The organism is Acinetobacter sp. WA-87, from assembly GCF_039938935.1.
Lineage (GTDB): Bacteria > Pseudomonadota > Gammaproteobacteria > Pseudomonadales > Moraxellaceae > Acinetobacter > Acinetobacter seifertii.
The window spans coordinates 1415021-1439230 of record NZ_JBDUVF010000001.1 but is presented as its reverse complement, the minus strand read 5'-3'; the positions used below and the strand labels follow the sequence as shown (position 1 = coordinate 1439230).

The window sequence follows — 24210 nt, the reverse complement described above, 5'->3', positions numbered from 1 at the left end:
ACGCTATGATGAACATCTGAAGTGAATACTGAACAATAATGACCACCGCAACGCTAGCTCCGAGAGTAATTTCATTAAAAGAACTGTACCAACAGCATTTGAGTATTCCAGATTATCAACGTCCTTATAAATGGACAGAGAAGCATGTCAGGACACTGTTTGATGATCTGGATTATTTTGTAGCAGGGATTACTGCAAAGAACCGTGACGATGATCGTTACAAGTATCGTCTAGGGACAATTGTTCTTCACCAAGGCTCTGCGGAAGTAAAAAGCGATATCGTAGATGGTCAGCAACGGACATTAACTTTCTATTTAATTTGGCATGCTTTGCAAGCTAGAAAAGATCAATTCAATAAGTTGGATCTGCCTGAATTTAGTTTAGAAATTCCTGCTTGTCGCATTAGCCAAGAAAACTTACGCCGAAATTATGATGTGGTTGAAAAGCTGATCGATAAGCCACGCTCAAAGTCATTAGAAGAATATATTGAAATTCTTCTAAGTAAATGCGAGTTTGTGATTGTTGAGCTAAGCAAGCTGTCTGAAGCATTCCAGTTCTTTGATTCACAGAACTCAAGAGGATTAGATTTACATCCGCATGATTTGTTGAAGGCATACCATCTGCGAGAATTTGATCCATCAGAAGCAGAGTTAAAAACAAAAGCCGTTCAGCAATGGGAGCAAAGGAATGAAAAGGAAGTCCATCGAATATTTTCTCATTTCCTGTATCCCATCAGACAATGGACGAAAGGGGGAAAGGCATTCCACTTTGGTAAAGAGCAGGTGGAGGGTTTTAAAGGTTTGTCATTGCATCAGGAAGATCAGTTTCCACTGAGCCAGTCATATCGCATCTTGCACAGTATGGTCGATGAGTACAACAATGATCGCTTCCGCAGAGTAGATAACCTAAATTTAGCTTATCCATTTCAAATCACCCAAACCATGATTAATGGGCGACGTTTTTTTGAATGGTTTAGCCATTATGAAAGTAAAGCTTTAGGTTTGCTTGACTCACTAAGACATGATGATTGGGTCGCTCCATTATTAACAACAGCAATGTCGAAAAAAATTTGGACAGTCATCAATGGCGATGCCTTGCCTGAAAATCCTAAAGATTATGTTTATTCAGGTAGGACAAGAACAGGTGATGGCTATGTCCGTAAAGTACTCAATGCTTTTTTGTTGGCTTACTATGATCGCTTTGGTGAAGCGGAGTTTTCGAGTGCTTTGGAAATAGGCTTTATTTGGGCATACAGTTTACGCCTTAAACAATCCAGCATCTATGAGTCTAGTATTGAGAACCATGTGATAGGGCAAAATCTTTTTAGCCGTTTGGATCAATCACTACGACCAAAAGATTTCTTTAATTTTTCCTTGAATATCTATATTGAAGTTAGCCAGACAAGCAAAGCTATAGGTGTTGAAAAACTATTCAAAGAAATGAAATGCATGGCGGAGCAGGAATAATGTCTACAGAGCAATCAAAGCCATATACTATCTTGCAACTATTGAGCGAAGATATTGACTACCAAATTCCTGTTTATCAACGAAACTATGCTTGGGGACGACCACAGATCCGAGCGTTGATACAGGATGTTTATGATTATTATCTAAAGTCACAGATGTGTTTTGAAAACTATTATATCGGTAGTTTGGTGGTCGCAAAAAAAGAGCATTACTTTGAAGTGTTGGATGGACAGCAACGCTTTACAACCTTAAATCTCATGGCTTTATTCTTAAAGTCTAAACTTAAAAATCCAAAACTAGGTCAATTCAATTGCATACGCTTAAAATTTGAAAGCCGTGAAAAGTCAGAAATTCTTTTAAAGTCATTATGGAAGTTTGTGAGTGATCAATCTATTGAACAAGAAATAGATAGATTAAATGCACAATATGGGGATCACGCTATTCTCAGAGGTTATCGCATTATTCAGGAAGAATGCCTCAAGATTGTCCAAGAAGAAGATGAGCTTGAAAAGTTTGCAGGCTATCTACTGGATCACGTGGTGATTTTACGTACAATGATTCCAGAACTTGCGGATGTGACGCATTATTTTGATGCACTCAATAACCGTGGGGAACAGTTAGAAGCGCATGAAGTTATTAAGGCTCATTTTCTGAGTTTGTTAAGTGCTGAGAATAAAGATCGTCATGTTGTTCATCAAGTATGGTCAGCATGTCAGGATATGTACAAATATGTTGCCTATGGTTTTAGTCCAGATCAGAGAAAGCAGATATTTGGCGGGTCATATCATGAATGGTGTGTCAAAGACTATGAACACCTTAAGTCATGCCTACCTATCGAAATACCATTGAAAGATGTTAGTTCTGAAGACACAAGCATATATGGAGATAAGCTCACTTTGGAAGGAATTCTAAAGCTTAATCTTATTCCTGTTAGTGAGAAGACAGATGAAGAGTCGAGTGCACGTTTTACAAGTATCATTGATTATCCCAACTTCCTGATGCAGGTTTTGAAAATATATGTCAAATCGCAGTTGAAAGATGGCGATGCTAGCAAGATTGCACTTGATGACAAAACTTTATTAGAAAGCTTTAAACAAACGATTGTAGATGCAAGTCATGCAAAAGACTTCATCTACCTACTTTTGAAAATACGATATCTATTTGATCTGTATGTCCTCAAACGTGAGAATAGTCCCCAGTACAAAGGTTGGTCACTCAAGAAGCCTAAATACTATAGTTCTGGTAATGTGAGCTACGTAAATACCTTTTCACAATCTGAACAGGAAGGGGAAAATGAATTAGCATTAGAAGGTGGTCAAAGAAACCTTGTGATGCTTCTATCTGCATTTCATGTTTCCTACCCGACACATGCACGTAAGAATTGGTTGTTGAGCATTTTATATTGGCTCATGGATCATAGTGACAAAGGAATTGGTTTAACTGCCTATTTTGAATTTGTGGAAAATATGGCACGTACTTTAATCAAGAAGCGGTACTTAGGTACAAAGCAAGACTATGAAAGTTTCATGTATGGCTGCGAATTTGATCGTAATACTGAGGTCACTGCAGAAGACATAAAAACGCAGTTTACTTATGGGAAGATCCCTTACTTCTGTTTGAACTATTTAGATTATCTTTTGTTAAAGAAGGAAAAAGGTAGTCATGCTAAGTTTTATTTTAGCTACAAGGATTCGATTGAGCACTTTTATCCGCAAAATCCAAAAGTAGGTAAACCTTTATCTGAGGAATCAGTGTTACATAGTTTTGGTAATTTAGGGTTGGTCAATCAGAGTGAAAATTCTACTTTAACTAATGACATGCCGATTCAAAAAGCTAATTGGTTAAGGAAATATACAAAAGTACCAACTAGCTTGAAGTTAGAATTGATGATGCAGGTTGTCGAGAAGAATGGATCTGAGTGGAATACCGAGAATATAGAAAAACATCAGTGTGAAATGGTAAAGTTACTAATAGAAGATTTAAATGGAACAATATGTTCTTAGTGGCATGTTTTTATAATGTATTATACCTTTTTAGGGGTATTAAATTGTATTAGTTCAGACTTAATCCGAAACAGAGCTTGAAAATGAAGAAGTTACCTTTATCGATTAAAGGTATGAATCTCAATCAATAAAGGTAACTTCTCATGTGGCATACTAACAATCAAATCATCAAACACAAAGTCGGTCTGCTGAATTTAGCAGAAGTACTCCAGAATACATCCAAAGCTGTTAAAGTGATGGAAGTATCAAGAGATACCTTCTATCGCTATAAATAACTTGCCAGTACAGGAAATATACATGCTCTCATTTATCTAGGTTAATAGGATTTTGGATTCCACATATAAAAATTATCAATTCTGAGAATTTGCATGAAGATTTGGAAATAAGTTTAAAAGAATATTTGGATGTAATTTGAAAATATATTTAAAATTATTTGGTTAGGGGTTAAACAGTGAGTAGTCATATTAATTTAAATCGTCCTGAGAATATTTATGATGATTTGAAAGATAAAATATCAGATTTGATTGAAAAAATTATAAAGAATGAAGGTGTTTTAGATACTCAATTGGTGGGTGAGAAGTTCAATGAATCTAAGGAAATCTTGAATTTACAACAAAAAGAAATTGAAAAAAAGATGGATGAGCTTAAAAGTAATTCTGAATGGGATTATTTTACGATTGCATTTTTTGGTGAAACAAATGCTGGTAAATCAACGCTTATAGAGGTATTACGTCTTTTATTTTCTGAAAAAACAAAAAGCGAAATTCAAGCTAAATTTAATGATATTAAAAGAGAGTTTTCATTAGATGAAAATGAACATGAGAAGTTAAAAAAAACTAAAAATGAAATCGATCAGAAGAGTTTGGAAAATAATCAAAAATTAAAAGAGATAGAGCAAACCTATAATCAAAAATTAGAAGATTATCAGAAAACGCTAAATGCTATTAAACACGAACATGAAGAGCAGATATCTGATCAATCCTTACTAAATGAACAGAAACTTGAAACTTTTAATAGCCAGATCTTTTTTTTAAAAGACTCTATTCAATATAAAAAGAAAAATATGCCATGGTGGTTAAAGATTGTTTATATTTTTAAACGATTCGAAGAAGAAAAAAAAATTGGTTTAATTGAACTAGAGTTAATCAAACAGAAAGCTCAATTAGATACTGAATTGAAATTATTGAAGCAAAAGAACGAAAAAGAATATGCTTCAAAACAAGTGTATCTTGCAACGCTACAAGATGAATATGATGCAACCAAAAAAACAATAAGCTCAATTGTTTTACAATTAGAAAATGAAAAGAAAATACTTGAACAGAAGTTACATCAATTTGAAAAAAATTTAGAAAAGCTAAGAGCATTTGAAGATGGACAAATTATGGGGGATGGCCGGAGTGATTTTACTCGAGAGAGTAAAGAGTTTTTATTTGATATTAAAGGCATACAGGTAAAATTAATTGATGTGCCAGGAATTGAGGGCGATGAAAAATTAGTTGAGAATGAAGTTTCTAAAGCCGTTAAAAAAGCACATTCTGTTTTCTATGTTACAAGTAAAGATGCTGCGCCAAATGAAGGTACGCTTCAAAAGATAAAAACTCACTTGGCAGATCAGACAGAGGTTTGGACAGTTTACAATAAGCCTGTTACATCACCTAGATCATTAAAAAATGGACTGATTAGTAATGATGATGAAAGATGTGCCTTAAATGATCTGAATATATTAATGAAAGGCACATTAGATAAAAATTACAAAGATTATACTGTAGTAGCTGGGCTAGCAGCATTTTACGCAGTAGCTAATTGTTTGGTTCCATTCGGTGAAAAACATCGTAATCAAATAAAATTTTTGAATAATTCGAATCGTGATGAATTAAAGGAAAAATCAGGGCTTAGCAAGTTTCAAGAGCATTTAACTCAAAGAGTTATTGGAGATGTGTCTTATAAAATTAAAGCAAGTAACTTCAATAAAGTGAACTATGTCCTGAAGCAAACAGTAGAGAGGTTAAATCATATTCATGAAGAATTTGGTACATTAAAACTGAATATTGATAACCAAGTAGAGGTTACTAAACAAGAAATCAATAGTGAATACTTGGATCTAATGCAAAGTCTTAAAACGATGATTAAAAAAATCATTCAAAACTTTGAGCGCAAGACTCGTCAAGAAGTTTACAAGCGGATTGAAAGTGATATTAGTAATGAGGAGTTTAAAGGTATCTTGAAGAGACAAATTGATAACAATCTTGAATTAGTGAGTAAAGACTTTGTTGTTGGTTTTAAAACTGAGACTGCAAATTTTGATGAAAATTTAAAGCAAAAATTACAGAAACTCTCTTCACGGTTGGCTAGTATTCAAAATAACTTTAAAGCTGATGGTGTAACAGGTCTGAATAACAAAGTTCCATTGAAATTTGATATCAATAATGGCATTAACAAAATGGGGTTGCTTGGTGTTGGTATTGGTGTAGGTGCTGTAATGTGGTGGAATCCAGCGGGGTGGACAGCGATCGCTTTAACTGCTGCCGGATTATTATTTAGTTTTGCAAAAGCGATTTGGAGCTTTTTTGATTCGGATTTTAAAAAGTCAGAGCAAAAGAAAAATGTTGATAAAAATTTATCAAATATTGTGAAAGAACTTAAAAAAGTTGCTAGAGAAAATTTGAGTGAGGTCGAAGGGAAAATTGAGCCTTCATTATTGGATTTAAAGAAAAAGCTAAATGAACCAAGTGATCAAATTACAGGGCTTGTATACGATATACAGCAATCAATCAAAATGTTTAAAACTTTATCAAATAATATTAGCAGTGCTTACAAGGTAAAATAAATGTCTGAAACTTTAAAAAATCATCAAGATAATCAAGCTAAAGTAATAAATTTATTAAGTAAATTAGAGGGCTTTATTATACAAGGTCAAGAATTTGGTTTAGATGTATCAATAGATATTAAAGCTAAATTAAAGAACTCATTAAATACTTTAAAGGGTGATAAACTTAAAATTGCACTTATAGGTGGATTTTCGGAAGGTAAAACTTCAATTGCTGCTGCATGGTTAGGTAAAATTGATCCAGCAACTATGAATATTAGTGCTTCTGAGTCATCAAATGCCGTTAACATTTATAACATTGATGAAGAGTATCAACTCATTGATACACCAGGGTTATATGGTTATAAAGAGAAAGTGAAAAATGATGATCAAAATGTTGAAAAATATAAAGATATTACAAAAAAATATGTGAGTGAAGCACATATTGTTCTTTATGTAATGAACTCTAAAAATCCGATTAAAGAAAGTCATATTGAGGACTTGAAATGGTTGTTTAAAGATTTGAATTTACTTCCAAGAACAGTCTTTGTACTGAGTCGTTTTGACGAAGTTGCAGATGTAGAAGATGAAATAGATTACCAAGATAAATTTAAAATTAAAGAGCACAATGTCAAAGAAAGATTAATTTCAATCTTATCTCTTTCTATTCATGAAACCAATAACTTACAAATAGTCGCAGTTTCAGCAAATCCATTTGATGAAGGTGTTAATTATTGGATGAAAAATCTAGATGAATTTGAACAATTGTCGCATATCAAATTGTTGCAAAATGCGACTAGTCAAATTGTTAAAAAAAATGGTGGTTATACTGGTTTAATTGATGAAACGAGAAAGTCCATTATTAGTGATATTTTGATTAAGAAAATACCAGAAATTGAAGAGCGGCAATCCCAATTATCAAAGGAAATGGAGAAACTTAATCAAATTTATGAAATAGAAACTGGTGCATTGAATGTAATTTCAAAAAAAATTGCCCATGCAAGATCAAATTTAAAATCTAGTTTTAATGGGTATTTCCTAGATTTGGTAATGCAGGTTAAAGGTACTAGTCTAGAGACTATTGGCGAGTTTTTAGCGAGAGAGATTGGAGATAAAGGGGCAGTTATCTCAAGTAATATTAATGAGTATTTCCAAAATGAAACAAATCAAATCAATATTGCATTAAATACGCAAGCAGTTAACTTTAATGCGGAAATTGATAATATTGACACAGCCGTGGGATCATTGACTAAAAAAGGCCTTAATCATTTAGCGAAAAATATTAAGCTGGATAATACAACTATTTTAGCTGCAAGGGATGGTCTTGTTGCCGGTGGGCAACTCATTGGACTGAATTTAAAAGAAGCATTAAAGTTCCAACCATGGGGAGCGGTTAATCTAGCGAGCAATATTAACACTGCATTACCTCTTATTGGTATTGCAGTAGAAGCTTGGGATACTTGGAATCAAGCGAAGAAACAAGAAGAATTTCAGCTAGCAAGAAATAGCTTAATAACGAATTTACAAAACCAGCAAAGAGAGATCTTAGGGCTAATTGATAGTGATGCATTTATTGAACAATTCTTCCCTATTTACAAAGAGCTCAAAGATAAAGTTGAAGAGATAAAATTGATGCATACAGATCATGAATCAAAGACTAAGTCTTTTGCCTCTTGGAGAAAAGAGGCAATGATTATTGATGGGGAGTTTAGAAGTATATTATAGACTTCATATTTATATTATGGTCTTTAATGTGATTGAGAATACATAAAAAACCATCAACTCATCCTTTATTTGGAATATAAACGTCTGAGTCATGAGATTGACTAGGATGCTTGTTTAGATGCAATTCAAGAAAATCAGCTTAATATCGTCTTGGAAGTTGGGTCGTACCTTAAGTAAAATATTCTTTGAACATTATCCAAATTGTATCGTACGTGTGGTGGATGATTTTAAAAGTTAGTTTGGGTTGCAGACAATGTTAGAAAGCTTACAAATAGGATAATTCTGACAATCTATTTTGTGATTCAATGTACTAAATCTTATTTGGGTGAAAAGTGGATACAGGTAAAAAGTTATTGACTTTATTGTTAACTAAATCAATATCTTAGAATTTGAGTTCAATTGACGCCATCTCCACCAAAATTCGTGAAAAGCACTGAAACGAAAGTTTCGGGGTTTTTCTTTTTAAGATTTAAATAATTAAATCATCTGGGCGATGAGTAACACCCGTACAGCTCAAGTTCTTGCTGACACGATTTTCTAAATCATCTGAGCGATGACCACTATATTGGACTAGAGTCCATCATTAGAAGACGTTCCTAAATCATCTGGGCGATGACGAACTACGGGATCCCAATATTAAGCGCGCCGATAAATTTCTAAATCATCTATGCGATGAGCAACGGAATATCAAAAATATCACTGAAAAAATTGAACTTCTAAATCATCTGGGCGATGAACAACAGGTTGATGGCGTTTATGGCTCTAACACTTTATTGCTAAATCATCTGGACGATGAATAACACTTGGGGAGTTGGGCAAGGCGTTTATAAGCCTTTCTAAATCATCTGGGCGATGACGAAGATTAAAGACCACGAATCAATATACTGAGGCGGTTTCTAAATCATCTAGGCAATGAATAACTTTATACCGATGTTATGCTCAACGTCAGCTAATTTCTAAACCATCTGTACGATGAACACCTTTCAAAATTACTTTTAAAGGAAAAATAGGGCTTTCTAAATCCATTATATGATGGCTAACATAAATACTTAAGATCAGAATTACCCTATATTTTAAACCATCGCATAGATGATTTAGAAAAAATACAGCAGATTTATATGTTGGTGCTTCACGTTGCTCATCGCATAGATGATTTAGAAATACCAATTTATCCGAAGCAGTTTCAGCTGCTAGTTGCTCATCGCATAGATGATTTAGAAAAATCTACACTGACATGTTTACCTTCAAAATCAGTTGCTCATCGCATAGATGATTTAGAAAGAAAATATTGACTAAATGAATGTGCAAACTAGGTTGTTCATCGCATAGATGATTTAGAAATTGATTACCAAATCCCTTAATCCGTTCTACCGGTTGCTCATCGTGTAGATGATTTAGAAATATCGCATCTCGCGCAGGGCTATGTTGTAAATGTTATTCATCGCCTAGATGATTTAGAAATCTAATGTATCGCCTGCGCTAAAACATCCTGGGTTGTTCATCGTATAGATGATTTAAAAATTTTGGCAAAGAGCTTCGAAAGCTCCGTATTGGTTGTTCATCGTCCAGATGATTTAGCAATAGTACCATGATGTTGCCTTTCTGGTCTTTACGTTATTCATCGCCCAGATGATTTAGCAAATTTTTATACCTATATTTTTGGCTTCGTCTGAGTTATTCATCGCATAGATGATTTAGAAATTACAAGCCATCCCTGTATAGTGCGTTGGGAGGTTATTCATCGCCCAGATGATTTAGAAAGCAGCATCAAACGAGATATTGGCTAACATATTGTTGTTCATCACCCAGATGATTTAGAAAGATAAAGATGAGCCAACGGATAATCCGGCACTGTTGTTCATCGCCCAGATGATTTAGAAACAATATTTCGGAGTTCCACAACGCCGCAGACGATTATTCATCGTCTAGATGATTTAAAAATTTCCCTTTCAAAATTTAAAACGACGTATTTTGTTGTTAAAAGGTTGTGTTAAGCTGATAAAAACTTTCTCTTTTTAAAACAAAAGATTATATTTTTATGATATTTAAACTTTAACAATAAACTATGCATGTCATTTTCATCTCGGCTTGTGAAAAAAGAGCTTTAAAGAAAACTAGAGCGATTTTGGATAGCTATGCTATTCGTACAGGACATTCGTCTTGGCAAGCACCAATGACAATGGATGGCTTAAAAGAAATTCGTAGTGCATTAAAAAAAGTAGCCACTCGACAAACTGCGGTAGCCGCTTACATTAATTTTGGTGTGCGAAGAATGAAGCTGGCATGGGTTGTAGGAGCAAAACATAAATTTGCCCATGACGGTGCATATCCAGTTGCATCGACCAAAAAACAACAAAAACTACTGATGCTAGATGAATGGGTCAAAGTAAGTAGCTTGTTGGCAGGTGCAGCAGGGGACATGCATGATATCGGTAAGGCATCCCAACATTTTCAGAACAAATTAAGTCCAGAAATGGCAGGGCAAAAAATTAGAGATGGCATTCGACATGAATGGTTGTCTTTAAAATTATTACAACAACTCAGAAAAAATGGATGGGACTGGCAGCTTGCTTGGAAGAATTTAGATAAAGGTTTAGAGAAATTTACTTTAGGTGATCGACAAGAAATTGAACAGGGAATCCAAAATGAATTAGAAGCAGTCGATTATTTAGTTGTTACACATCATGGATTATTAGGGGTGGAAGAAGCTTTAAAAAATGATCCACTCGCATTACCTCACTATGAAAATCATGTTCGGACATTGGTTCCAAGCCGTGAACAAATGAGCTGTGCAGGTGAGTTGCCAGACTCTATTTTTAAAAGCCATCAAAAACGTATGCAGCGCTTAACTGCATTAATACCAAAACAAAAAACAGACCAGCTTTTGTACTGGAAAGCCTTAGCACTACATTCACGAGCAGCTCTGATTCATGCCGATCATATTGTCTCGGCCCAGCAATATTCTTTGCAAAAACCTGAAAATGTTTCGTTATTTGCAAATACAAAGCTTAAAACTATAGACCAAGACAAAAAAGCCAAATTACAAGATCAGCCACTAGAATGGCACTTACACCAAGTGGGTGATCGGGCTTCACGAATCGCAGTTCAAATGATGACTGATTTGAGCTTATCTGGTCTATCTGAGCAAACAGTTGAGTACATCTGTCAGCCAACAACTCACCGGCGTTTCCAATGGCAAAATATTGCAGCAAATGCATTGCAAAAAAATATACAGAAGCATCCTGAAACACCGGCACTCGTATTTAATATTGCAGGGACAGGAAGTGGTAAAACCCGTATGAATTTGCGGGCGGCTTGTACTTTAAGACCAGATGACCCAAGAATAGTGATTGCGCTTAATTTGCGTTCTCTAACTTTGCAGACTGGGCATGCACTTAAAACGTCAATGAATCTATCGGACGATGAAATCGCCGTGATTATTGGAGATACTGTTACTCAGACTTTATTTGATCAAAGTAAAGAGAAAATTGAGTTCGTTGATGAAGATGAAAATCATCCAGAGCCTATGTTTGATGCTTGGGGTGAGGACTGTGATTTACCTGAGTGGTTACATCCATTATTTACGGTTGAAAAAAATGGACGTAAAGTTTTAGATCAAAAAGAAACTACCATCCTTGCTTCACCATTATTAGTTTCAACCATTGATTATCTGATTGCAGGGGGGGAACCACATAGACAAGGACATCATGTTAAAGCATTACTCAGAATTATGAGTAGTGACTTGATTTTAGATGAAGTTGATGGCTATGAACCTAAAGCATTGATCGCTGTTTTGCGCTTAGTCCAGTTAGCTGCAATGTATGGTCGAAATGTTATTTGTTCGTCAGCAACCTTATCACTTACAGTTGCTAAAACAATTCATCGGGCATTTGAGTCAGGTATACAGATGCGGGCGGCTCTGTATGGAAATGAGAAAAAATCAATCATTGCGATTATTGATAATGAGCTTAAACCGCAGGTTTGGTTAGAACGATCAAATCAAAAATCAGAATTTAATACCAACTACCAAAAGCATTTAGATAATTTACAAGTTCACTTACTCTCTAAGCCTACTCATCGACTGGCTCAGTTGCTTTCATTACCTGAAACTACAGTTTTATCGTGGAAACAGTCGGTATTGGAAGGAGTAAAGCAACTTCATCAAGCGCATGCATGGAATTTTAAAAAGACCGAAAAGAAAATTTCTTTGGGACTTATACGGGTTGCCAATATTAAACATGCAATTCGACTTGCTCAATTTTTATCAGATCATTTACCTGAGGCAAAAGTAGCTTGTTATCATGCGAATGACTGGCTTATTTCAAGATTTTATAAAGAGCAACGTTTAGATCAGCTTTTAACACGTCATAAAGACGGTAAAAAAAGAAAAACTGGTAATGAGCAGATCGAACAAGATGATGAAATTATTAACCTCATTCAGAAATCTAGCTCCTTAAATATTCCATTTATTGTGATTGCAACACCAGTGGAAGAAGTCGGGCGAGATCATGATTTTGATTGGGCTATTATTGATGCATCAAGTGTACAATCAATTGTACAAACAGCGGGTCGTGTTAATCGTCATAGGTTAGAAAAAGTACAGCAACCCAATATTATGATTCCACAGTGGAATTATCGTTATTGTGAACGACGCGATATTGAAAAACTTAAGCAACAAAGTAAACAGCGCAGACCTGTATTTGTATACCCTGGCTATGAAGGGTATGGTTCATCTGTAACATCAACTTATTCATACCAAGATTTAAGCGAGCTTTTGCCATGGGATCATCAATCTCAATTAGTTATTAATGCCAGACTTCGTTTTGATCAAGTAAATTGTTTATTTGCAAAACATGATGATCAACAAATAGGAAATTTTTGCCAAAATTATTTTAATGATCAAGGGGAGCAGTTATTTTCTCGGTCGGATGTAGATGCAAGTATCATGACAGAGAATATTTATAATTTAACGCCTTTACGTGAACGTAACTATCAAGAAACCTATATGTTTGAGTGGGCTGATAGCTTGATTGTTAAAAAACAAGTTTATGGTTTTGATGAAAAAGCGACTAAAACTTTAAAATATCCAAAATACGGTTTGGTATGGGATCAAGTGAAGTTCGAAGAAATTCCTGCTAAACCACAAGCATGGTTAGCTCTCAATCCACAACAAATGAAAGATTACTGTTATGAATACCAAATTGCCAATGAGCAAGGCTGCCGTATATCTTTAATACCTTACAATAGAGACGAAATACCTACTTGGTCTTATGATTATGGCTTTGGTGTGATGCAAAAATAAATTACTAAAAATAAGGTTCTCGTACACAACAGAAGCTTAATTTTTTATATCGACGTAGAGCAGCCTTCCATCGCAGCTAATTTTATTTTTATAGTATTGCTATTTCTTCATTAGAATTTTGTCTCTTGATTCGTTAGAAATACCTCAAAATAATATTTAGGTTAAGTGAAATGACTTTTTTATCTTGTACAGAAATTGATGAGCTCATGACAGAGCTAGGGTATACACAAACTAATACTCGTAAATATGCTCATGAATTTAAATTAAAAAATGGTCAATATGTTTATGTTAAGCAACTGACAGATAACCAAAAAAGAAAAAAACAGCCTTCGAGGCTTATGATTCATCCATCTTTTCGGAAATTTAAAGAAGTTTTAACAAAGCTAGAGAAAGTTGAGTTTAGTTTTGCAGAAAAAGGAAATATGAATACAGCATTTGCTCGTTTTCCACAGTCTAGTGAGTCTGAGTGTGCCAAGAATCCTACACGGTATGGGATAGGAGTTAACTTTAAAGATAAATTAGCGTTAATTAATTTTCTAAAATTTATAGAAAGTAATAAGTACAAAGAGCTCTAATGAGCTCTTTTTTATTTAGATATCGGCTCTTGAAGAATTGATCTTTCAATCGCTTCACCGTCTATTAAATATAATTCGTTAATTAAAAGAAATTCTCTAAATATTTAATTCCCCAAAGGCCCCCGTGCCACAACAGAACTTTAATTTTTTGCGCTGATTTAAAGTTATCCACCATTGCGACACATAGATAAGGGAGCTAAGCCAAACGTGTAGTGCTGGTGGACGCGGGTTCAACTCCCACTATTCTATAAAAATCATGAAAACTTTAAATTTTAATGACTTAGTAATTTTTTTTAAATCCCTAAAACTTTATCACTATACACTGATCTTTTGTGTAAGTACCTTCAAAACTTCTGGATTAGCCTCTAAACATCAAAGTTGCATCAGTTATAGCAAGCATCTAAATAATAGAGGGTTGAAATGATAATGAAGTCTACTATATGCGCTTTGATAGTTGCTAAAGGCGGCTTTATTAATTGACCACCATTATTTGTGAATGCGATCCTCTTGCATACAACGTTATTTCACGTTCAAGGTGGTATGGGCAAGATTTGGCTATCTCAGCTTATTACAAGCACTATGAATTGCTAATTGAAAAGGGACTGACTGTATTTTTGCTATTGATAATATGTTTTTAGACGAGTCTCAGAAGAAGTTTAAGGTGAGAAATTAAAACGTTTAAGGTTATTTTTTCTTAAAACAAATCGAGTGTGGGGTATTTTAAAAAATACAAAATATACCGCACTTTCAACATGATTTTAAAAAAAATATATATCTAATTTTTAAAAGTTGAAAATTAATAAGTTGCTGAAATTTAAAAATAAATTTTGGTTTAAGTGGGTTTGAGAATGTAAAGTACAATTGACAGTTTAGTCATTAGTAGATACTATCCTTTAAAACAAATTGTTTACTATTGAAAATAGTATTACTGATTTTTACGTACCCTACATATATCAAGCGCAAGCTTTCGAGGAGACGCCATGAAAACTAAAAAATTAAACTATCGTTTAGCAGATGGTTATGGCATCGGCTAGTTTACAAAAGATTACAAATAAAGCATCCTATTAAGGGTGCTTTATTTTTGTGTGAAATAAATGGAAATCGACAATATACTTTTACTAAGAACAATTATTCTTTTATTACCTTATGTTTTAATATTTGCTTATTTTTACTATAAGGTTAGAGATCAATTCTTCCTTAAACCACGGACACATATACAATTAAATATAATGATGATTTGTCTAGTTATAGTGTTTCTCGAACTTGTTTACTGGAATTTATCCCTTAGAAACTATGTACTAATGGGTTTCTCATTAAGTACAAATACGGAAACAAAGGATACATCAAATACTATTTTGGTTTTACTTGGGATTGTCGCGGCTATTTTAGGGTGGTTGTTTCCTGCACGTGGTCAATCTCTAACCTCTACAAGAAATCATTCGATTCAGACTCTTATGGAATCAAGACTTTCAGATGCTTATACCCGTCAAGTTGAGTTATGCACTGAAATTTTTGTTAATTTCAAAAAGTCTAAAGGAGAAAACTATAATTTAACAATTGCAGATTTCAATGGTTTAGATCAAAAATATAAAAATGCAATTTTTTATCTTTTAAATTATTTAGAATTTGTTGCTGTTGGTGTCAGATTTAATGATTTAGATGAAAATCTTATGCGGAATATGATGAAGTCAATTATTAATGCAAACTTTACTTTTTTTGGTGAAATTATTAAAGAAAAACAAATAAAGACTCCAAGTGTTTACGAACATCTTACAGCCCTACAAATGAGATGGAGTTGTATCAAATAAATGTAAAACATCTTCGGGTGGTTTTTCATTATGTGACATTTAGTAACCAGTTTGTTGTATTGGATGTTGATAATTTTTCTAGCGACTTTGAGCTACATAGAACCGCTAGAATTAGCGGTTTTTTTATTGCACCATAATTAAAAATTTATTTATCCCTTTTTATCTTTATGAAGTGCTAAAAGCATAACAAATAGGGGGTTAGTATTGTATGTTGTTATTGTTCAGTTAAGAACTATTCCCCAAGGCCCCCGTGCCACAACAGAACTTTAATTTTTTGCGCTGATTTAAAGTTATCCACCATTGCGACACAGAGATAAGGGAGCTAAGCCAAACGCTTAGCCCATGTCATCTTTATCGCACCGCCGCATTACACTAAAAAAAGTAGGGGCAAAGTCCTGTGGGAGAGCAGGACTTTGCAAACTGACATGTTCTAGACCTTGCATGAGCTGAGGCGAATACACTTGTTCAAGCCGTTGGTAAATACAGTCGCAACTTGCTATGGTATGTCCACCAGACAGGCAAATTTTTTCAAACTCCTGCTGAGTGTGTATGTCACAACCCGAAACGCTGTAATCACTTACAACAAGGCCTAAAACTAAAATAGTTTTATAAAATTTCATATTATTCTCGTGATGATTTGGGGATATCTCAATGAGAAAAAAATAAATTGCTATATTCTAAGTTTTAAAATCATTTTTTAGGATGTAGTTAATCCGCCTGTAAAATAAGGAAAATAAAATGATTAAAATTTTAAAATAAAAATAATTTATAAATTAAAAACTTTAGATAATAGAAAACCTAAGTTTTAAATAAATAAAAAATTTATAAGGGAGAGGGGATAAGTTTATATAGTGGCATGGTCAACTCCTTAGAATTTATGGAGCTCTACCACCAAAGATCACCGTCAATTGATTATGGTGGTAGAACGGAAGAGGGTTGACAGACTGGGTATACAAACCAGCACGCGCAAGCGCGTCCCCCTCCCGTCCTACCGCAACGGTAAGGGGGAGGTGCAAGTTGCGCACAAGTCTCATACTCAGGGAGTATTTACCTGATACGCTGTATACTCGGTCTGTCAAAACCGACTGGCAATGTAGGCCAGCGAGACAATAATAATCATAAGTTTTTAAACGGTCAATTCAATTTAAATAAAATATTATAAAAATTTTAATTATTAAAAAATAATAATTGATTTAATTCATTTGTTTTTATTTTGGTGATTAAAATGGTTTTAATTATTATAAAAAACTTAATAAATTATATATTGTGATATTTTGTTTTGTAATTTAAGATTAAGTGAAGATAGTTTTTAAAATTAAATTATTAAAATTATCTAAATATAATCTTAACAATAATTAAAATATGGGGAGATAGCTATGACTATTTCTAGTAACGGAAAACTATTAATTCGCGTACCGAACGAGCATTTCGAAGAAATCAAAAATGTTCAGTTTAGTTATTCAATTTTCGCCGAAAATTTAAAGCAACCTACCGATGGTTTGACTGGTTTAACAGGAGTTACAGAGCCTCTGTTCCCAGATGAAGCGAACAATACCATGCTTAAGGGCGCATTAGATTTTACGAAAAAAAGCACTTGGCTATTGCATTCACCTACACAAAGAATTGCAATTCATCCATGGGATAAAGCTCATCAAATATATCAACAATATCAAGATGCTAAGTTAGCGGGCGATTTGTCAGATCAGGTCTATATTGAGCCAGATTTAGAACATTTCATAAGTACTAAAGAAAATGATGATACTCAAAGAAAATCATTAACTGTAGATGGAAAATCGACAGAGAATTATCCGGTAGAACCATTAAATACTCACTATCCACCCACCATGTCAAATTTAAGTAGCTTAGATTGGTATATTAAAAGAGATAACTTTGATAAAGCTTGGGCAGTAGGTTATTTGGGGCAGGGAATACGGATTGCCCATGTTGACACAGGCTATTCAGATCAGCATCAAACAAAACCATTGAATCTATTACCAGAACAAGGCTGGAACTATTATGACAATAATGCCGATACAGTAGATCCGGGCAATCATTTAAATGCAGGCCATGGAACCGCGACATTAGCAATATTGGCTGGTAATAAAATAACCTTGAATATTAAGGATAATCCGTCTTTAACTTATAGTGGTTATATTGGTGGTGCGCCAGAAGCATCTGTTGTGCCTATTCGTATTGGTGGCGTAGGTGGTTCGGTTGCACATATCTATAGCTCTAATCTCGCTCAAGGTCTAAAGCATGCTTTGGGAACTTACAATACGGCAAACGGTCAATACTGCCCGCCATGTAATGTTGTCACTTTAAGTCATGGAGGGCTGCCAACAGCAAGTTGGGCCGATGTCACAAACCAATTATATGACCAAGGTATTGTTTTAGTTGCTGCATCGGGCGACAGCTTTAATGCTGTAGTCATGGATATCGCAACACATTTTACGGTTTATCCTTCTGCATTTTGGCGTGTGATTACGGCAACAGGTGTGACCTATGACAACAAACCATATATCACTAATGATGCTGGTGTCATGCAAGGCTCTTGGGGGCCTGATGCTGTCATGGTAAAAGCAATTGCTGCCTCTACACCAAATGTCCCTTGGATGAAGTTAGGAAGTACTAATGGATGGGCTTTAGATGGAGGTGGTACATCGGCAAGTACACCTCAAATTGCTGCCGCTTGCGCTCTTTGGCTCCAAAAAAATAAAGCTGCGCTTGCTGCACTAGAAGGATGGCAAAAAGTAGAAGCTTGTCGTTTTGCTTTGTTTGGTAGTGTTGCAAATAAAAATCTTAATTTAAAACAAATAGGCTTGGGTACTTTAGATGTAAATGCCATGCTCGGTATGGATATCAATCAAATTGTTGCAAAAGTAACCGATCCAAAATTTGAAAAAATAGGGCCAGATAAAGTCTCTTTTCCGTTCTGGCGCTTACTGTTTGGCTTAGCTCCTCCACAATCGGGACGCGAGGAAATGTATGAAGTTGAAGCACATCAATTGCTTTATCGGTCAAAGAATATCGCGCTACAAAAAGCGTATGAGCAATATAGTGAAGCCAAAGATTTAAATGAGTTGAGTCCGCAGCTTGTCCAAGAATTGAGAGAGCAATTTTTACAAGAGCCAGACATGTCGATGGCTCTAAGAAGTTATTTAAAAGCCAATTTAAATACTTAAATGATTTGATGATAAATAACCAAACTGAAGCGTAAAAGTGTCAACATAACGGTGTTTAAAACTTCATGACTGGCACTTTTACGCTTTATTGAGAACATAATTTTCAAAAAAAGCCCGATATTTTTCGGGTTTTATAAATCAATCTAGATGAGTATTGATGCTTTAAGTCGTTAGCCAACTCTTAAAATGTATAACGGTAATTAATAAATACACGGTGCTGGTCCCAATCTTTACGGGGCATACCATTTATTTTTTCACCTAGGTTTGCATTTTCAAACTTTGACTCATAATGCAAAAATGAATAACGCACATGTAAGTTTTTCACCCACGGCAAGGCATAACTCACCGTAAAGTCAAAGTAACGCTCTTTACCCTCAATATCACTGCTGATGTTACTTTGGTGAGCACCAAAGCCATAAATATACTTCGCTTCGGTTTTTAAACCTTTGACATAGTCTTTCCAGTTATATTTCAGCCGAAGGGCAACGGCGGTTTCATCATTATTGGTAAAGTCAGGGCCAATGGTCGCAGAGGTCGGAAATGGGTTGGTGCCGTGGTCTTGCGTTAAAACCGAGTTACGGTCGGAGTGCACAGCAAAGTTATCTTCAATCCAAAAACCATCAAACTTTGAAACGGCAATACCACCTTCTAGATTATTCTTGGCCACATTTACATCGACAAAATAACCATTCCCACGGTTGTTAATGTCTTGGCCTTTGACACAGTCCAGCTCGGTTTCGGCACCGCATTTAAACAGCTTGCCATCGTCACGCGAGAAAAAAGCCCCTGTGTTAAATGTCCACACCAAGCCATGAAAGGGCAGTTTATATTGAGCAATCGCCCCATACTTTTTCAAATAATCTTTGCTATTTAAATATTCGGCATTCACGCTCCAGTTTTTGTACTGATACTTGGCACCAAGCAAACCAACATAATCAATTCGCTCGTCATTCTCAGTGACAAACTTTTCAAAACTATCCGTGCTGCGCGGTTTCCAGCGGTCATAGTAAGCGATGTAAGTTTGTAGCTGATCATTCAGTTGAAACTGACCACTCGCACCCGAAAAAGTATCGGGTACTGCGCGGTTATTGGTGCTTTTAAGTAAAAGCGAGTCTTGCAATTGGCGGCCTAATTTAATTTCGCCTTTATCACCGAGTTTTGCTTTGATGTAGAGTTGCCCTAAAGTTGCAAAGTTCTGATCAAGCTTGCCGTTATTTTCGACCTCTAAAAGCTGAGCGCTCGGCTTGCCAGAATCAAATAACTTGGTGACTGCATAGAGTGAGCCATCTACCCCAAGCCAGTCCCAAAGGTAAGGTGACTGATAATTTAACTCAAGCCCTAAGGCACTTTGTTCATATTCACTCGACGAAGGCGAAGGGTTGGCAAGCGTGGGGTGGGCAGTGCCTTCATCGTTCCAGTAACGGGTGTTAAGTTTTAATTCTAACTTGCCAAATTCTTGAGGAAGCTCTGCATATGCATTGCTCACACTGCCTAAACCAATACAGCCCCATAGCAAATATTTATTCATTTTAAATTCCTTTTTTAAGCATGAATAAGCCCTTTGCCTAACGCTGAGGTTAGGCAAGCTTTTTATGAAATGGATGAATTAAGGAGAGAGTTTTTCGAGCACTTGGCCTTTGGTTTCAATGGCAAACAAGAAGGTCACAAGGCCACCAATGAGCGCCACAACAGCCAGCACACTAAACACATATTGAATGCCATAGCCACCAACCACGAGGCCGACCATAACAGGCCCAATTGCAGAGCCGGCACGTAACCAAGCGGTACTAAAACCAATGCCCATCGCACGTAGGCGAGTAGGGTAAAGTTCGGCAGCGTAAAGGTATAAAGAGAATGAAATGGTCTGCAAAATGGCATAGCTAATCGTTGCGAAAATTACAACTTCCATGGCCGATTTAGCGCCTAAAACCGAGAGGCTCATGAGTGGAATAATCGCTAAGAAAAACGCTGCACTGTACCAAGGACGACGGCCGACTTTATCAATCATTAACGCACAGATAATAGAGGCAATCACACCCACACCCGAAGTAATCCAGCCATAACCTAAACTGGTTTGAAGTGACAGGCCAAAGTGTTGTTTGTAGAGAGATGGCAGCCAAGTCACCATGGCATTGTTCACCATATATACGCAAAACCACATGCCCCACAGGGTAAAGGTCCGTTTGCGGTAAATGCCACGGAACAGCTCACGCCAGTCGGTTTTTGCCATGCCTTGCGGATTAATTTCTTTAACGACAGGTTCAGGCAAAGGTTTACCGCTTTTAATAGCACCATCTTCAAAGCTTTTAACCACTTGATCGGCTTCTTTAAAACGGCCTTTGGAAGCAAGCCAGCGTGGTGACTCAGGCAAGAAAAACCGTAAAGGAATCACCAGTAAAGATGGAACTAAGCCCACAATAAACATGACTTTCCAGCCGTAAATTGGCATCAGGAAAAATGCTGCCATGCCTGCAAACATAAGACCAAGTGGGAATAAAACTTCATAAAGCAAGAAAAACTTACCGCGCTTTTCTGCACCAATAAACTCATTAATATAGGCACTCGCAACAGGCACTTCGCCACCTGTACCAACACCTTGCAAGAAACGGAAAATTAACAGTGACATTCCGCTCCAAGCAAACAAACAAGAAATGTCCATTGCCACAAACAGTAAAATAGTAAAAGACAGTACTTTTAAACGACCGACTTTTTCGGCAAGAGAACCAAAAAAGATAGCACCGACCAGTTGCCCGACATAGCCCGCGGCAATGATCGCACCAACATAGGCAGGCGTCAGGTGCCATTCGGTAATGAGTTGGGGTAAAGCAAAGGCAATCGCAAGAACAGTATAAGCGTCAAAAAAGGTCGCGATACCAATGGTAATACGCATAAATTGCAATCGACCAGTGACGGGTAGCCGTTCAAGTCTTGCAATAATTTCCGCATTTTTTTGATGATGACTAATTTGTTCTACATCCGCTAGATTTGTCATCTTCTATCTCCTTATTACTACATTCCTCGTAGTTTTGTTGTTCTATTTCGCACTACCTGTTCACCACAGTTTGCATGCTTTTTATTATTGTTTTTAAGAGACATGCCCGATGTTTGGCCTCAGGCAGCGTACAGGAAAAAAAGGCTAGCGTACATGCTAGCCCGAATAGAATTTAAGCAACGGCTTGGGTTAAATCGACCTTGCCAATTCCAGCTTGACGCATCGCATCATGAATTTCTTGCTCAGCACCATCAGCGAGTGGAAGCAGAGGCGAACGCACAGTGGCATGGTCCAAAATTCCGCGAGCAACCAATGCATGTTTAAGCGCGACCGTACCTTCCATGTGTGAACCGCGGTGATAAACATTGCGAGTCACTGGTAATAATTGATCGTGAATCGCACGTGCTTTAGCATAATCTTTAGCTTTACCTGCTTTAATCATTTCAATTAACAGTTCAGGGGCAATGTTGCCATAGCCAACCAAAGCGCCGTCTACATCAAACATGGTGTGAAGCAAATATTCATCGTGGCACGTCAACACCTGTAAGTCTGGACGTTCACGGCGAATAATCGGAATTTCGACATCCCAGCGGCGCATGTTACGCACACCATTTTTCATGGCAAATACGCCTGGCTGTGCAGAAATATCGAGTAGAGTCTCTAGGTCGTAAGTGGCCTTCGTTGCATCTGGATATTGGAATAAAATAGATGGCAAACCACTTTCTTCATAAATTGCTTTATAACGGTCTTGTGGTGCGCCTTTTTGATAGCCAAAACGCAACCAGCCATGTGAAGGGTAAATCAAACCTGCCGAAGCACCAGCGCTGACTGCACGTTTTGCTTCTTCTGCTGCAACCGAAGTACCTTCGAGTGTAATCCCTGCGATTACCGGAATTTTGTCATCTACCGATTTAACAAAGCTTTCGATGACCTGCATTTGTTCTTTTTGCGACAAGAATGTTCCTTCACCTGCATGCCCAAGAACAACCAAGCCTTTTACACCATCAATACTGCCTAACCATGAACCTAAACGTTGAATTGCATTATGGTCTACTTGTCCGTCACGGGTAAAAGGAGTCACAGGTGCTGGGGTTAATCCACGTAAATCTAAACTCATAATCGTACTTCCTATACAGTGTAATTAAATATTCTCTGGTTCTTAATCTGACTTAAATCGTGTTGTAGAGAACATGATTGGAGTATAGAAATAGGTGAGCTATGTAGGAATTACCAATTCTTGAATTTCAGTTATACTGAAAATGTATAGCTCAAAATGCTGCCTATTTACGATTTAGGAAGAATCGATGAATTATGAATTATGGAAAATATTTTTAGATGCGGTGGAACTCGGTAGCTTAAGCAAAGTCGCGATGTTGCATAACACCAATCAGCCGCAAATCAGTCGGCAAATGAACGAGCTTGAGACGCAATGTGGTGGTCGTTTGTTTAACCGAACTGGACGCGGCGTAGAACTCACCGATTTAGGCCAGCATTTACTTCCTAAAATTCGTTCATGGCTAAACGTGACCGATCAACTTAATAATGAAATTTTGCACTCGACCGATACCCCAATTGGTACGGTTCGTATTGCCAGTTTGCCATCTACTGCACATCCGTTGTTATCGACGCTTTATAAAGTCCTTCAAGAGAAATATCCCTTAATTAAACTGTCGGTGCGTGAAGGGCAAGGGGTACATTTAGAAAAATGGCTTGAAGATGGTAGCGTCGATTTAGCCATTCTCTATCGGTTTAACCCGACACCTAAACAGGGCGATGTGTACCTTACCGAAGTTGATACCTATTTGGTCGGTTGCGAAGGAGACACGCTCACTCAGGCCAATGAAGTCGACTTTAAAGCAGTAAGTGAGTTACCGCTGGTCACGTTTTGCAGGCCAAGTAACTGGCGCAATTTTTTAGACCATATGGCTTATGAAAATGGGGTAGAGCTGAATATTGTGTTTGAAGCCGACTCGATTAGTTTGCAAACCCATTTGGTTTCCGAGTCTCGCATGTATACCATGCTGGGGCCGCAAGCTTTAAAAAAAGCTAGCCAATACACCTCAATTCAAGCCGCAAAAATTATTAACCCTGCGCTCAAGCGCTATATTTCTTTGTCTATTTCTAAGCACGGCTATTTAACGCCTGCGTGTAAGGCGGTGATGGAAGAAATTAGGAATTTGGCCGATTTGCTTTAATTAAACCGTAACTTTATGACTGATACTGTTGCATGGCGCGCATCATAATTGTTGCCATTTTGAAGACAGTGTTGCGACATTAAACAGTCTATGTTTTTACATGCTTTTTTGTTTTTATAAATGCTTTAGATTTGATTTGTTTTTAAATATTTAAAA

13 protein-coding genes, 1 pseudogene and 1 CRISPR repeat array are annotated in these 24210 nt (G+C 36.3%); of the genes and pseudogenes, 10 read left to right on the top strand and 4 right to left on the bottom strand.

The genetic code is table 11. From position 1 onward, the window contains the following. The first annotated feature begins 38 nt into the window (after nt 1-38). The 8 genes and pseudogenes from ABFY81_RS06695 to ABFY81_RS06660 all read left to right on the top strand — a co-directional run bounded on the left by ABFY81_RS06695 (nt 39) and on the right by ABFY81_RS06660 (nt 15685). On the top strand, nt 39-1466 hold the full coding sequence (locus tag ABFY81_RS06695; protein ID WP_130118758.1) for a DUF262 domain-containing protein: 1428 nt from the start codon (nt 39-41) through the stop codon (nt 1464-1466). After that, on the top strand, nt 1466-3469 hold the full coding sequence (locus tag ABFY81_RS06690; protein WP_347913378.1) for a DUF262 domain-containing HNH endonuclease family protein: 2004 nt from the start codon (nt 1466-1468) through the stop codon (nt 3467-3469). The genes ABFY81_RS06695 and ABFY81_RS06690 overlap by 1 nt, the downstream gene beginning before the upstream one ends. Nucleotides 3470-3612: 143 nt before the next feature. After that, nucleotides 3613-3741: pseudogene (locus ABFY81_RS06685) on the top strand (helix-turn-helix domain-containing protein); the annotation flags it as partial. Nucleotides 3742-3920: 179 nt separating this feature from the next. Continuing rightward, complete coding sequence (locus ABFY81_RS06680) at nt 3921-6296, top strand: GTPase (protein ID WP_347913377.1); 2376 nt, start codon at nt 3921-3923, stop codon at nt 6294-6296. Continuing rightward, nucleotides 6297-8000: a LeoA/HP0731 family dynamin-like GTPase gene (locus ABFY81_RS06675; protein ID WP_347913376.1), complete on the top strand. Its 1704-nt coding sequence runs from the start codon at nt 6297-6299 to the stop codon at nt 7998-8000. It begins immediately after the preceding gene. A gap of 1078 nt (nt 8001-9078) precedes the next feature. After that, nucleotides 9079-9938: a CRISPR direct-repeat array (repeat unit 28 nt; unit sequence GTTGCTCATCGCATAGATGATTTAGAAA). Between the two features lie 127 nt (nt 9939-10065). Then, complete coding sequence (gene cas3f, locus ABFY81_RS06670; protein WP_347913375.1) at nt 10066-13302, top strand: type I-F CRISPR-associated helicase Cas3f; 3237 nt, start codon at nt 10066-10068, stop codon at nt 13300-13302. Nucleotides 13303-13472: 170 nt separating this feature from the next. Further along, nucleotides 13473-13877, top strand: a complete 405-nt coding sequence (locus tag ABFY81_RS06665) for a hypothetical protein (protein ID WP_347913374.1) — start codon at nt 13473-13475, stop codon at nt 13875-13877. Between the two features lie 1301 nt (nt 13878-15178). Then, on the top strand, nt 15179-15685 hold the full coding sequence (locus tag ABFY81_RS06660; RefSeq protein ID WP_347913373.1) for a DUF4760 domain-containing protein: 507 nt from the start codon (nt 15179-15181) through the stop codon (nt 15683-15685). A gap of 335 nt (nt 15686-16020) precedes the next feature. On the opposite strand, the gene ABFY81_RS06655 is transcribed toward ABFY81_RS06660, so the two are convergent. After that, nucleotides 16021-16305: a hypothetical protein gene (locus tag ABFY81_RS06655; RefSeq protein ID WP_068936491.1), complete on the bottom strand. Its 285-nt coding sequence runs from the start codon at nt 16303-16305 to the stop codon at nt 16021-16023. Nucleotides 16306-17061: 756 nt separating this feature from the next. Here ABFY81_RS06655 and ABFY81_RS06650 point away from each other — a divergent pair. Continuing rightward, nucleotides 17062-18867: a S8/S53 family peptidase gene (locus tag ABFY81_RS06650; protein WP_347913372.1), complete on the top strand. Its 1806-nt coding sequence runs from the start codon at nt 17062-17064 to the stop codon at nt 18865-18867. A 181-nt stretch (nt 18868-19048) separates the two neighbouring features. Here the strand turns inward: ABFY81_RS06650 and ABFY81_RS06645 are convergent, their stop codons facing one another. The 3 genes from ABFY81_RS06645 to ABFY81_RS06635 form a co-directional block, all read right to left on the bottom strand. After that, complete coding sequence (locus ABFY81_RS06645) at nt 19049-20395, bottom strand: OprD family outer membrane porin (protein WP_347913371.1); 1347 nt, start codon at nt 20393-20395, stop codon at nt 19049-19051. A gap of 78 nt (nt 20396-20473) precedes the next feature. Continuing rightward, entirely contained in the window at nt 20474-21859 is a 1386-nt protein-coding gene (locus ABFY81_RS06640; protein ID WP_347913370.1) for an MFS transporter, read from the bottom strand. Nucleotides 21860-22031: 172 nt separating this feature from the next. Continuing rightward, nucleotides 22032-22976, bottom strand: a complete 945-nt coding sequence (locus tag ABFY81_RS06635) for a dihydrodipicolinate synthase family protein (protein WP_000050879.1) — start codon at nt 22974-22976, stop codon at nt 22032-22034. Between the two features lie 187 nt (nt 22977-23163). Here ABFY81_RS06635 and ABFY81_RS06630 point away from each other — a divergent pair, with 187 nt between their 5' ends. Further along, nucleotides 23164-24054, top strand: coding sequence for a LysR family transcriptional regulator (locus tag ABFY81_RS06630; protein ID WP_347913369.1), 891 nt, complete (start codon nt 23164-23166; stop codon nt 24052-24054). Nucleotides 24055-24210: the final 156 nt, after the last annotated feature.

Excerpts from the sequence above, each read along its gene's own strand:
- ABFY81_RS06695 (WP_130118758.1), top strand. The coding sequence starts at position 39 with ATGACCACCGCAACGCTAGCTCCGAGAGTAATTTCATTAAAAGAACTG.
- ABFY81_RS06690 (WP_347913378.1), top strand. The coding sequence starts at position 1,466 with ATGTCTACAGAGCAATCAAAGCCATATACTATCTTGCAACTATTGAGC.
- ABFY81_RS06675 (WP_347913376.1), top strand. The coding sequence starts at position 6,297 with ATGTCTGAAACTTTAAAAAATCATCAAGATAATCAAGCTAAAGTAATA.
- cas3f (WP_347913375.1), top strand. The coding sequence starts at position 10,066 with ATGCATGTCATTTTCATCTCGGCTTGTGAAAAAAGAGCTTTAAAGAAA.
- ABFY81_RS06665 (WP_347913374.1), top strand. The coding sequence starts at position 13,473 with ATGACTTTTTTATCTTGTACAGAAATTGATGAGCTCATGACAGAGCTA.
- ABFY81_RS06660 (WP_347913373.1), top strand. The coding sequence starts at position 15,179 with ATGGGTTTCTCATTAAGTACAAATACGGAAACAAAGGATACATCAAAT.
- ABFY81_RS06655 (WP_068936491.1), bottom strand. The coding sequence starts at position 16,305 with ATGAAATTTTATAAAACTATTTTAGTTTTAGGCCTTGTTGTAAGTGAT.
- ABFY81_RS06650 (WP_347913372.1), top strand. The coding sequence starts at position 17,062 with ATGACTATTTCTAGTAACGGAAAACTATTAATTCGCGTACCGAACGAG.
- ABFY81_RS06645 (WP_347913371.1), bottom strand. The coding sequence starts at position 20,395 with ATGAATAAATATTTGCTATGGGGCTGTATTGGTTTAGGCAGTGTGAGC.
- ABFY81_RS06640 (WP_347913370.1), bottom strand. The coding sequence starts at position 21,859 with ATGACAAATCTAGCGGATGTAGAACAAATTAGTCATCATCAAAAAAAT.
- ABFY81_RS06635 (WP_000050879.1), bottom strand. The coding sequence starts at position 22,976 with ATGAGTTTAGATTTACGTGGATTAACCCCAGCACCTGTGACTCCTTTT.
- ABFY81_RS06630 (WP_347913369.1), top strand. The coding sequence starts at position 23,164 with ATGAATTATGAATTATGGAAAATATTTTTAGATGCGGTGGAACTCGGT.